This is a genomic window from Mangrovicoccus algicola, assembly GCF_014903745.1.
GTDB classification, from domain to species: Bacteria; Pseudomonadota; Alphaproteobacteria; order Rhodobacterales; family Rhodobacteraceae; genus Mangrovicoccus; species Mangrovicoccus algicola.
Window position 1 is genome coordinate 1 of the sequence record NZ_JACVXA010000131.1, and the last position, 2605, is coordinate 2605.

3 protein-coding genes and 1 pseudogene are annotated in these 2605 nt (G+C 76.2%); all 4 read left to right on the plus strand.

Going from position 1 to position 2605, the window contains the following annotated elements; translation table 11 throughout:
* Positions 1 to 202, plus strand: a pseudogene (locus tag ICN82_RS21040) (glycosyltransferase family 2 protein); the annotation flags it as partial.
* Between the two features lie 13 nt (positions 203 to 215).
* Positions 216 to 1136 carry a glycosyltransferase family 2 protein gene (locus ICN82_RS21045; protein WP_193187281.1) on the plus strand — a complete coding sequence of 307 codons (921 nt, stop codon included), beginning with the start codon at positions 216 to 218 and terminating at the stop codon, positions 1134 to 1136.
* A 23-nt stretch (positions 1137 to 1159) separates the two neighbouring features.
* Positions 1160 to 2167 carry a glycosyltransferase family 4 protein gene (locus tag ICN82_RS21050; RefSeq protein ID WP_193187284.1) on the plus strand — a complete coding sequence of 336 codons (1008 nt, stop codon included), beginning with the start codon at positions 1160 to 1162 and terminating at the stop codon, positions 2165 to 2167.
* 95 nt (positions 2168 to 2262) lie between these two features.
* The coding region (locus ICN82_RS21055) for a hypothetical protein (RefSeq protein WP_193187287.1) at positions 2263 to 2605 on the plus strand (343 nt) is incomplete at its 3' end.

Genomic DNA, 2605 nt, shown 5'->3' on the forward strand with positions numbered 1-2605 from the left:
CGCGCATCTGCGCCATCAGGCGCGCCGCGCTCTGCGCCGCGGCCATCCCGGCGCCCGGGCGCTGCTTCTGGCCCTGTCGGGCATCCTGGCCAGCCCGGCGGGATTCTTCTCGCGGCCCGGCCGCGCGCTTTCGACGCTCGGCGGCGCCCTGGTCGCGCCGCTGCTTCCCCTCGGCCTGCGCCGATCCCTCTTCGCCGCCTGACGGAAAGACCTCCGTGCCCATCGCCAGCCTCGTCGTCTCGGCGCAGGACGCCGCCGCAACGCTCGGCGAAACCCTGCGCAGCCTGCTTGTCCAGACCGAGAGCGATCTGGAAGTGATCGTCGTCGATGACGGCTCGCAGGACCGGACCGCGGCCGTGGCGCGCAGCACCGGCGACCGCCGGGTGCGGCTGATCCAGCAGCCCCGGCGCGGCCGTGCCGGGGCCCGCAATGCCGGGATCGCCGCCGCCCGCGGCGAGATCATCGGCTTCTGCGATGCGGGCGACCTGTGGCGGCCCGGCAAGCTGGCCGCGCATCTGCGCCATCTGGACGCCGCCCCCCGCACCGGTCTGAGCCTGTCGGGCACGGCGGTTCTGGGCGCGGAAACCGCGGCACGCCTGCCCCGCGCGGGGCGGGTGCGGCCCCCGCGCCTGCTCAGCCTCGATGCCGCCCTGCTGCGTCCGGCGGCGATGATCCGCCGCGAGGCGCTGGCGGCGATCTCCTGGCGTCCGCCGGGCGAATGCCTGCGCGACTGGTGGTTCGACGAGGCCGCCGGCGCCTTCGCCGATACCGAATGCTGGCTGCGGCTGCTGCTGGCCACCGACTGGGAGGCCGCGATGATCCCCGACTGCCTGGCGCTTCACCGGCCGGTCCCGGCCGAGGACGGGCTGCAGGCCTCCGGCTGGACGCGGGTGCGCGACAGCCTGCACGGGCTTGCGCCCCGCCACGCGGCACGGCACGATGCGGATGCCCGCGCCTGGCAGCTGCGGCACCGGGCGCAGGCCGCGCTTGCCGCCGGGGATGCACGCAAGGCGCGGGCGCGGCTGGGGGAATCCCTTGCCGCTTCGCCCCGGCCGCTCCTTCAGGATCCGGCCGGCACCCTGACCACGATTGCCGCGTCGCTGGCTGCCCGGACCGGCACCCGCCCGGCATCCTGACACGGCCCGGAGGCCCCGACCCGATGCTGCGCGTGCTCCACCTTGCCGATGCCGCCGCGCCCGAAGACAGCGCGCCCTGGCGCGAATTCCTCACCGGCGAGCCGGGCCTGGCCGCGATGGCCCGGCACGAGGTCGCCCTGGTGCCGCATCACCGGCCCTGGTCGCCGCGCATGGCCGAGGCCGATGTCGTCGTCTCGCACCTGCCGCTGAGCTGGCGCGGCCTGCCGGGGCTGGTCGGATTGCGGGCCCGGGCCGCGCGGCTGCGCCTGATCCATGTCGAGCACCGCTATTGCGAAGGCTATGTCGCCTCCCGGGTCACCGCGCGGCAGCGGTTCCGCGCGCTGCTGCGCACCGGCTACGCGCTGTTCGACGAGGTGGCCGCCGTCAGTCCCGCCCAGGCGGCATGGATGCAGCGCCATGCGCTGACCTCCGGCCCCCCGCCCCGGGTCGTGCCGCCCTGCGCGCTGCTGGAGGCGCTGCCCGACCTGCCCCGCCCGCGACTGCCCCCGCAGGTGATCGGCGCCATCGGCCGGTTCGACCGGCAATCGGGTTTCGACCTGCTGGTGGAGGCCTTCCGCGCCCTGCCCGCCACGCCCGGGGCGCCGCGGCTGCAGCTGATCGGGGCGGGTCCGATGGAGGCGGCATTGCGCCGCGCGGCGGCCGGGGATGCGCGCATCGGCATCGCAGCGATGCCGGCCGGCGGTGTCCCCGCCGCGCTGGCCGCCTGCGACGCGGTAGCCATCCCCTCGCGCTGGGACCCTTTCGGCCTGCTGGCCGTCCAGGCCATGGCGGCCGGGCGGCCGGTGCTGGTCGCACCGGTCGACGGGCTGCCCGAGCATGTCGCAGACGGTGCCGTCCGGGTCCCCGTCATGACCGCCGCCGCCTGGAGCCAGGCGCTGTCCGGGCTGGCCGCGGATGCCCGCCACCCGCCAAGCCCGCATCTCAAGGCCCGGCAGGCCGCGGCCCGCAGCGTCTCCGCCTGGTCCGCGCTTCTGGCATCGGCGGAGCCCGCACGGCGCAGCACCGGCTGATCCCGCCCGGCCACCGGCCGGGACGCGCTCCGCCCTTAATCCCGCCTTCATGCGGGGAGGCTAGGCAGATCCGCGAGACAGCGCAGGATCTGCCCGTGGACGATCTGACCGATACCGCCACCCAGGTGGCCCGACATCTGAGAACCCGGCCGATTTCGCCGATCTCGGTGATCGTCACCATGGCGGCGGCCGACGCGATCCTTCTGGCCTGCAGCCTGTGGCTGGCGGCGTTCCGGTCCTGGCCGCGGACGGAATTCGCGCCGCATCATGCCGCCGTGACCGCGGTCGCCGCCGCCATCTCCGCCGCCATCATTCTCGCCGCGGCCGAGGCCTACCGTCCGCGGCGGCTGCTGCGGCTGGGTCCGGCGGCGGCGGGGGCCCTGGCGGGCGCCGTTCTGGCCGCGGCGCTGGGGGTCCTGCTCGCGGCGCCGGGCCAGG